Annotated in this window: 7 protein-coding genes; 4 read left to right on the forward strand and 3 right to left on the reverse strand. The window is 58.0% G+C overall.

Annotated elements, in window-relative coordinates:
• Positions 1-322 precede the first annotated feature (322 nt).
• The 3 genes from B7L72_RS07990 to glyA all read left to right on the forward strand — a co-directional run bounded on the left by B7L72_RS07990 (position 323) and on the right by glyA (position 4,025).
• Positions 323-751, forward strand: coding sequence for an REP-associated tyrosine transposase (locus tag B7L72_RS07990; protein ID WP_039183782.1), 429 nt, complete (start codon positions 323-325; stop codon positions 749-751).
• Between the two features lie 418 nt (positions 752-1,169).
• A complete protein-coding gene (locus tag B7L72_RS07995) occupies positions 1,170-2,603 on the forward strand; it encodes a hypothetical protein (RefSeq protein ID WP_081193603.1) in 1,434 nt (477 codons plus the stop codon).
• Between the two features lie 156 nt (positions 2,604-2,759).
• On the forward strand, positions 2,760-4,025 hold the full coding sequence (gene glyA, locus B7L72_RS08000) for a serine hydroxymethyltransferase (RefSeq protein WP_081193605.1): 1,266 nt from the start codon (positions 2,760-2,762) through the stop codon (positions 4,023-4,025).
• Positions 4,026-4,087: 62 nt separating this feature from the next.
• On the opposite strand, the gene B7L72_RS08005 is transcribed toward glyA, so the two are convergent.
• The 3 genes from B7L72_RS08005 to B7L72_RS08015 form a co-directional block, all read right to left on the reverse strand.
• Positions 4,088-4,918 (reverse strand): glycosyltransferase family 32 protein, encoded by an 831-nt coding sequence (locus tag B7L72_RS08005; RefSeq protein ID WP_081193607.1) that lies wholly within the window; start codon positions 4,916-4,918, stop codon positions 4,088-4,090.
• A 94-nt stretch (positions 4,919-5,012) separates the two neighbouring features.
• Positions 5,013-5,597 carry a FlgO family outer membrane protein gene (locus B7L72_RS08010; protein WP_446718562.1) on the reverse strand — a complete coding sequence of 195 codons (585 nt, stop codon included), beginning with the start codon at positions 5,595-5,597 and terminating at the stop codon, positions 5,013-5,015.
• 5 nt (positions 5,598-5,602) lie between these two features.
• Positions 5,603-6,271, reverse strand: coding sequence for a hypothetical protein (locus tag B7L72_RS08015; protein ID WP_446718564.1), 669 nt, complete (start codon positions 6,269-6,271; stop codon positions 5,603-5,605).
• A gap of 186 nt (positions 6,272-6,457) precedes the next feature.
• On the opposite strand from B7L72_RS08015, the gene B7L72_RS08020 reads away from it, so the two are divergent.
• On the forward strand, positions 6,458-7,489 hold the full coding sequence (locus B7L72_RS08020; protein WP_081193611.1) for an OmpA family protein: 1,032 nt from the start codon (positions 6,458-6,460) through the stop codon (positions 7,487-7,489).
• Positions 7,490-7,584: the final 95 nt, after the last annotated feature.

Genomic DNA, 7,584 nt, shown 5'->3' on the forward strand with positions numbered 1-7,584 from the left:
ACAAGAAGCTCCCAGCCACAGCAGGGCTTCTTAACCTCTGGGAGGTCAACTCATTGGCTATAGCCAGAGCAGCCATCCAAACCATCCTGTGTGAGGCCAATTTCATTGGGCGACTGCCTGAGTAGGCACCTAGGCTATCCTGTGGGAGGCCAATTTTATTGGGCGATTGCTTGGGCAGGCACCCGTGCTGGAATCATCGCGAGCTAAAGCTCCCAGCCACAAGAAGCTCCCAGCCTCACCTGCGCTTTCTGTCACCGATCAATCGATTAACGAAAATATGCTAGTTTAAATAAAGTTAATCACATGAATGGAGAGTGGCCACATGAGTAGAAGTTATCAGCTGAGACGTGGCAGGCTCTCCATCCCCAACAGTTATTATCTGGTGACCATCACCACTCAGCGTCGGCAACCTGTCTTTTCCACTTTTTCCCAGGCCCGTCACGCGGCTCGACACTTTTATCATCCACGTGTGTCAGTTCTTGCCACTACCTACGCCTATGTAGTCATGCCAGACCACATTCATTGGCTTTTTCAACTAAATGAACAGCTATCGGAGGCCGTAAGACGCTACAAGGCTTATGTCTCTTTGGATATTGGACAGAGCGTTTGGCAGGACGGCTTTCATGATCGAATGATTAGGGATGAAACTGCCCTAAAAGCAGCGGCCAGATACATTGTCGCCAATCCATTGCGTGCCAACTTGGTCGACGATATCAAAGCCTATAGCTACTGGAATGCTATATGGCTGTAACTGGGTAGCGCAGCCACCCAAACTAACTTGTAGGAGGCCAATGCATGGGCTTATAGCCTGAGCAGCCAACCAAGCTATCCTGTGGGAGGCCAATTTATTGGGCGACTGCCTGCGCAGGCACCCAAGCTATCCTGTGGGAGGCCAATTTCATTGGGCGACTGCTTGGGCAGGCACCCGTGCTGGAATCATCGCGAGCTAAAGCTCCCTCCCACAATAGGCTGCCAGCCACAAGAAGCTCCCAGCCACATTAGGGCTTCTTAACCTCTGGTAGGTCAACTCATTGGTTATAGCCTGAGCAGCCACCAAACCAACCTGTGGGAGGCCCATTTATTGGGCAACTGCATGAGCCGGTGCATTCTTCGCTTTTCACAAAGCAGGCTTCGTGTATGCTACGCGCCTCTTCATTGGAGTTCGCGGCATGTGGTCGTTCAACGTCTCTCATTTCTTACCTGTGCTTCCTCGTTTTCAACAGGGTAGGCCGATCCTGGCAGGGCTTGTCGTCACCCTGTTGAGCGTTGGTGATGCCCATGCATCCGTGGCGCGTCTGGAGGCTGACCTGCAGGCCCAGTGGGGTCGTGGCGAGCAGCTCATCGAAATCGGCGAACTCCGTGAACAGGAGCAGCGCGTGATCGCCGAGCACATCGTGATCCGGCAGGCGCAAGGCGATGTGGTGACCATTGAGGCTTACCACGTGCAGGGCGATTACGACCAACCCGAGAGCGTCTCGTTTCACGGTATTCGCGTCATCGAGCCTGACGTCAGTGACCCGGTCTTGACGCTGACCGAGCTGGCCCTCGATCGACCAGGAGCGGCCGTCCCCGACTTCGCCAACTTCACGACCCCAGATGCACCGCTTCACGGCTTGCGTTTGCAGGAGCTTTCGCTGTGGCTGGACGGCACCTTGGCCAAGCAGTGGACAGCAGAGTGGGGCAACGACGCGGCGCTGACGGGCTACCTCACCCTGGAAGCCCTGGTGCTGGAAGAGATGAGCCACGCCGCCCTTGGACGTTTTGAGCTACACGGGCTAAACGCCGAGTTCAACGATTTGGCGTCTGGCTTTACCGCGTCTCTGGCGCTGGATGAAGTGATCGTTCGTGGGCTGCAAGGGCTCGACCGCCCAGGGCAAGCGCAGTTGGAACGGGCCGAGTTGAATGGCTTCAGCCTGACCGGAGACCGCTGGAGTGTTCTGCTGGAGCGCGCCTGGGCCAGTGGCAATACCTACGTAGGCGATGTGGGCTTCCAAGGAGCCGCGCTGGATATCGGGCAACTGATTCGCTTGGCGCCTGCGCAAGAGCGCCAGGACCTTCAGGTAATGAACAATGTATTGACCGGTGGCAGCGGGCAGATGAATGCCGCAGGTCGCAGTGTCTCTGAGTGGGATGACGAGACCCGACCAGCGCAGCTGACGTCGGAAGGCTTCTTGCAGCTCAGCGAGGCGGGGGAGGTGAGCTACCAGATGGCGCTTCCCGTGACGCTACCTGGGCGTGCCACCATCGAACAGGCGATGCAACACCCAGCCCTGTTCGAAACGGCCAGGCTTCACGGCGGTAACGTCACCCTGGCTTACAAGGATGCTGGCCTGCTGCCGCGTCTCGCCTCTGAACTCGCCGCCCAAGAGGGGATCAGTACCTCGCAAATGGTGTCACACAGTTGGGCCCAGGCCCGCCAACTCGAAGCCGTGGCAGGCCCGCAGGTCGCCAAACTGATGGTGGCGCTGGTCGATATCATGGGCGGCCACGCCCAATCCTTGACCACGCACATCGCGCTGCCGGACCCCTTTACCCTCGAACAATTCATGATGGACCCGCTGGGCAGCAGTCAGCGCCTACGCGTCACTTTCGAATTGAAATAGCGCGGTTGTCCAGTTGGTCAGCCTGTAAAGGCTACCGCCAACATGAAACATGCTCATGTAACACCTGATACGGATGCGATGAAAGTCGCGTCCGAGTGGGTTATCATGGCTCCCTCGCTTCTCCATGATGACCGTTTCGTTACGAGGTTCCCGCCGATGTTCAGCCGCGACATGACAATTGCCGGATTCGATGATGTGCTGTTTGATGCCATGCAGAAGGAAGTGGCACGCCAGGAAGCCCACATCGAACTGATTGCTTCCGAAAACTACGCCAGCCCGCGTGTCCTGGAAGCACAAGGCAGCCAGCTGACCAATAAATACGCTGAAGGCTACCCCGGCAAGCGCTACTACGGCGGCTGTGAGTTTGTCGATATCGCCGAGAACCTGGCCATCGATTACGCCAAGGAGCTGTTTGGCGCCACCTACGTCAACGTGCAGCCGCACTCCGGCTCTCAGGCAAACAGTGCCGTATTCCAGGCGCTGGTCAGCCCCGGCGATACCATCCTCGGCATGAGCCTGGACGCGGGCGGTCACCTGACCCACGGTGCCAAGCCCAACTTCTCTGGCAAGCACTACAATGCTATCCAGTACGGTCTCGATGAGCAGGGCCTGATCGATTACGCTCAAGTGGCTCAGCTGGCTCGTGAGCACCAGCCGAAAATGATCATTGCGGGCTTCTCGGCCTACTCCCAGATTGTTGATTGGGCCAAATTCCGCGAAATCGCCGACGAAGTAGGGGCTTACCTGCTGGTCGATATGGCCCACGTGTCGGGTCTGGTGGCCGCCGGTGTCTACCCCAGCCCGCTGCCCCACGCCCACGTGGTCACCTCCACCACCCACAAGACCCTGCGTGGCCCCCGTAGCGGCGTCATCCTCTCGGCGGAAAACAACCCCGAGATCGAGAAAAAGCTCCAGTCTGCCGTGTTCCCCGGCGGCCAGGGCGGCCCGCTGATGCACGTCATTGCGGCCAAGGCGATCTGCTTCAAGGAAGCCATGGCGCCCGAGTTCAAGACCTACCAGCAGCAGGTCGTCAAGAACGCACAGGCCATGGCAACCGTGTTCATCGAGCGTGGCTACGACATCGTCTCGGGCGGTACCGAAGATCACCTGTTCCTGCTTTCTCTGATCAAGCAAGGCGTGACCGGCAAGGATGCGGATGCTGCCCTGGGCCGCGCCCACATCACCGTCAACAAGAACGCCGTGCCCAACGACCCGCAAAGCCCGTTCGTCACCTCCGGCCTGCGTATCGGCACCCCGGCAGTGACCACCCGTGGTTTCGGTGAGCAAGAGTGTAGCCAACTGGCAGGCTGGATCTGCGATATCCTCGATGTGCTGGCCAAGGGTGAAGACACCAGCGGCATCGAAGCTCAGGTGTTGGATAAAGTGGCAGAGGTGTGTGGCCGCTTCCCAGTCTACAAGTAAGCACTACTGCCTTCAGTAAGTAAAAACGCTAGCCTTGGGCTAGCGTTTTTTTGTTTCCCAGGTCAATCGGCAGAGCGGTCCTGAGCATCACGTGCAGGCTCTGGTCTCACGACGCTGACGGTGCGCTGCTCCTTGGTCCATTTTCCCGCTTTTTTGTCGATATACTGAAAATGCTCGTTGGTGAAGCTGCCCTGGTTACAGGCATGCCGATAGGAGACAGTGGGCACGGCCTGTTGATCGAGTAGTTCGATGAACACCCCCGGCCCGGTCAGCTCGAAGACGTTGGTCAGGGAGCTGTCCTGAATGTTGTGCTGCACTCGTTCGATCAGCCTCAACAGGTTCGGATTGCCGGGGCGGCTGGCAATGAAATAGTTGCTGAGCTCGCCACGGCGGGTGGTGATGTAAAGCTCCTCATGCTTGCCTAGCGTGTTGGCCAAGGGCCAGATCGCGTGGGCATCGATATCCAGATACACGCCACCGTGTTGGTTGAGCACCAGCAGCCTCCAGAAATCGGCCTGGGCAGCACCGATTTGTAGGCGGTCATATTGCTGATTGATCTCTGGAGAGTAGTGAGCGGCAATGAACGCTTTTCTGGCCTCGGTAATCATGAAGCGGTATTCGAAGCGCGGGGCCATCAAGCGGTTGAACAGGTAGTTCAAGTAAACAGGGAGCGTGACCTTATTGGTGAAGTTGGTTTGCCAGATGATCCTGGGGATGGGCGTTGGCTCTTTGGGCTTCAGCCAGGGGGCCGCTTGTTCCGGTAGCGTAAAGCGTTTTTTGGGGAACAGGGCATGAAAACCATAGCTCAACAGCTTGGTGATGTTGGCCGCTAGCTTGATGACTCTGCTGGTCGCCACGATATGCGGCTTGCGAGGTTTCGGTTGAGACGGCATCGGCTCTCTTTGCTCATTTCAATGAAAAGCCTGGGGAGTAAGCTCCTCAGGCTTTTCGACAATATTGAATGTTGCGGGGACGTTTACCCGATCATCACCAGCCGCCCTGGCCTTCCAGCAGGCTGCGGATGTTGTTATCGAGGGGGAGACGGAAGTCTGCACTGCCCAGCACCATGGCATCACCCGCACGCACTACCCGTGCGCTCACATACAAGGAGTCCTGACCCTGAGCATAGGTTCCCATGAGAATGGAGCGAGCATTGTGCTGAGCGCTCAGGCGTTGCACTTGTCTGGAGAGAATCAATTCCCCCACATTCTCTTCGATGAACATGCTATCGCGCATCTTGACTTCCCGCACCTGCATGCCTTGCTGAGCGAGAGCCGAAGCCATGATCTCCGAGCTTATACGCCCAAACGTGGAAGACTGGCTCAAGTTGTCGATGCTGACGAAGGTAGCCGCAATCATGGGGCTATAGCGGGTAAGATCTGGGTTGCTTGCCATCATTTGCTGAGCAGCTTGATGGGCAAGTTCAGACAGGTCTGGTTTGGGAGCTTCAGGTTGGCTGCTGTTGCCAAGCGATGCGCAGCCCGTCAGCATCAATAGCGCAAGGCTCAGCGCAGCAGTGTTCATGGCGCGGCGGTAAGAGACAGGAAGCACCGTCATAAGCGTCAACAGCATAAAGGTTACCAAGTGTCGGTGATGGAAATAGTCGGCGTTCTGGGGGCCTGTGGCACTCTATGGGGTGCATACTGGCGCCGATCACCGGCATTAATGTAATAGATATTGGACGACGAGTAGAGGATTTGATCCTGTTCCACGATCTGTGTGGTGACGATGATCTCTTCGTTGCTGGTGGGTGTCCAACTACCCCCGACAGAGTCGGCGAAGATGCCGGCCGGGATCAGTGCCAGCCCAGGCTCACTCCAGTGGCGGATGGGAAAGCTGGCGACGGCAATGCCGGTTGCCAGCGCCGTGTAAGCACCAAAAGGCGGGCGCGTATAGCCACGGTCACGATGCTGAACGACTTCCACATCGATCTGAACCGTAGCGCCGTTGGCGCGGGGCTGGGTAGTGACGCTGCCACCGCGTGACACCAGCTCGCTGGTCAGTAGGGTTCTGAAGCCTCGTTCGAACTCTCCGCCACTGTAATAGCTGCCGTACTGCGCGTGTTCGGGGGCGAGAATGTGCAGGTCGCGGAACCGTACCCGTTCGCTAGCCAGGATACCTGCCGCTTCATGTCGGGCCAGGACTTCCCAGTGCTGGGCAGCCTGCATGCGCTGTTGTTCACTGTAAGGGTAGGTGGTAGCAATCGGCGTTTGTGATGTGTTGGCGTAAAAACAGCCGCTTAGCATCAAGCTAACCGCGCCAAGCCCGAGTGGGGCAAGATAGCGGCGAGTGAAAGACAGCAAAGGACGAATGCGCACCGGGTAGTTCCTTATCGCTAGTAAACGGCTTTTTGACAGGGCTTTTTGATAGACTAGTTTGCCATGCTCATAGTAAATCGGCCACGAGGTTTAAAACTTGAATGAGTAACCCCCATGCTTGAGGACCACCGTAGCGGCCCCCGTCACGATTCGTTGTTGTCATCATGCCCGGAAGACGATAGCAATAATGGCTGGATGATCAGTTACATCGACATCATGACGCTACTGGTGGCGCTGTTCGTGATCATCATTGCGGCGGCCGGGGTGACCGGCCCCGGTTGGAGCCCTGAAGCAGATGACACCGACGTCAGCGAAAGCAGTGTGCCTGCTCTTGAAGTGCCGCTGCCCGTATTGTTGGATGAGCGACGCCAAAAGCGCAACATCGCTTACCTGAATGAGCCCGGCACGCTCAGCCCGATGGCCATCAGTGCGGCTCTGGGGGTCGCGGGATTACCTGCTCCGATCATGCGCGTTCCCGAGCCTATGGGGGCGCCACCCTTGCTGGCATTGGCACCCGCCGAAAGCGACACATCGCCCGTCGCGCCGCTGCTGGAGCGCTACCTGCCTGCCTTGCCAACGCCGCTGCTCGTCGATGAGACACAGCGCTTGGGCCAGCCGTTGGCCAGTTACATGGTACTGCTGACCGACCGGCCGCCTGTCAACGTGCAACAGATCGACGATGAGGCCATCAGCAGCGCTTTGGCGCTGGACGAGCAGCTGCCCGAACGCGTCGAAACATCGCTTTATTTGCCCAATCTGGAAGGCGTCGAGGTCTCCAGGGTAGCGGAAGGTATCAGCCTGCGGGTGCAGGATCAGCTGCTGTTTCCCTCTGCCGCAGCTGGGTTGTCGGAAGGCGGTACATCGCTGGTGGGCAGCCTGCTGGAAACCATCCAGCGCTATGACGGCGAAGTATGGGTCGAAGGGCACTCGGACAGTCAGCCGATCAATACCCCTGAGTTCTCGTCCAACTGGGCGCTTTCCAGCGCACGGGCCATTGCCATCGTTGAAGCACTGGAGGCCGCTGGGGTCGAGCCAGAGCGTCTGCGCGCCGTCGGGTTTGCCGATACCCGCCCGCTGGAGGATAACAGCAGCGCCGAAGGGCGCGCCCGCAACCGCCGTGTCGAAGTGGTGATTCACGTGGAGTAAGCTCCCACACGCTGGCTTGGGGCGGCTCACTGTTGTAGGAGGAGGCTTCAGCCCGCGATGATTCCAGCATTTGGCTTGATATGGGTGGCTACTCA

The organism is Halomonas sp. BC1, assembly GCF_002078135.1.
GTDB classification, from domain to species: Bacteria; Pseudomonadota; Gammaproteobacteria; order Pseudomonadales; family Halomonadaceae; genus Vreelandella; species Vreelandella stevensii.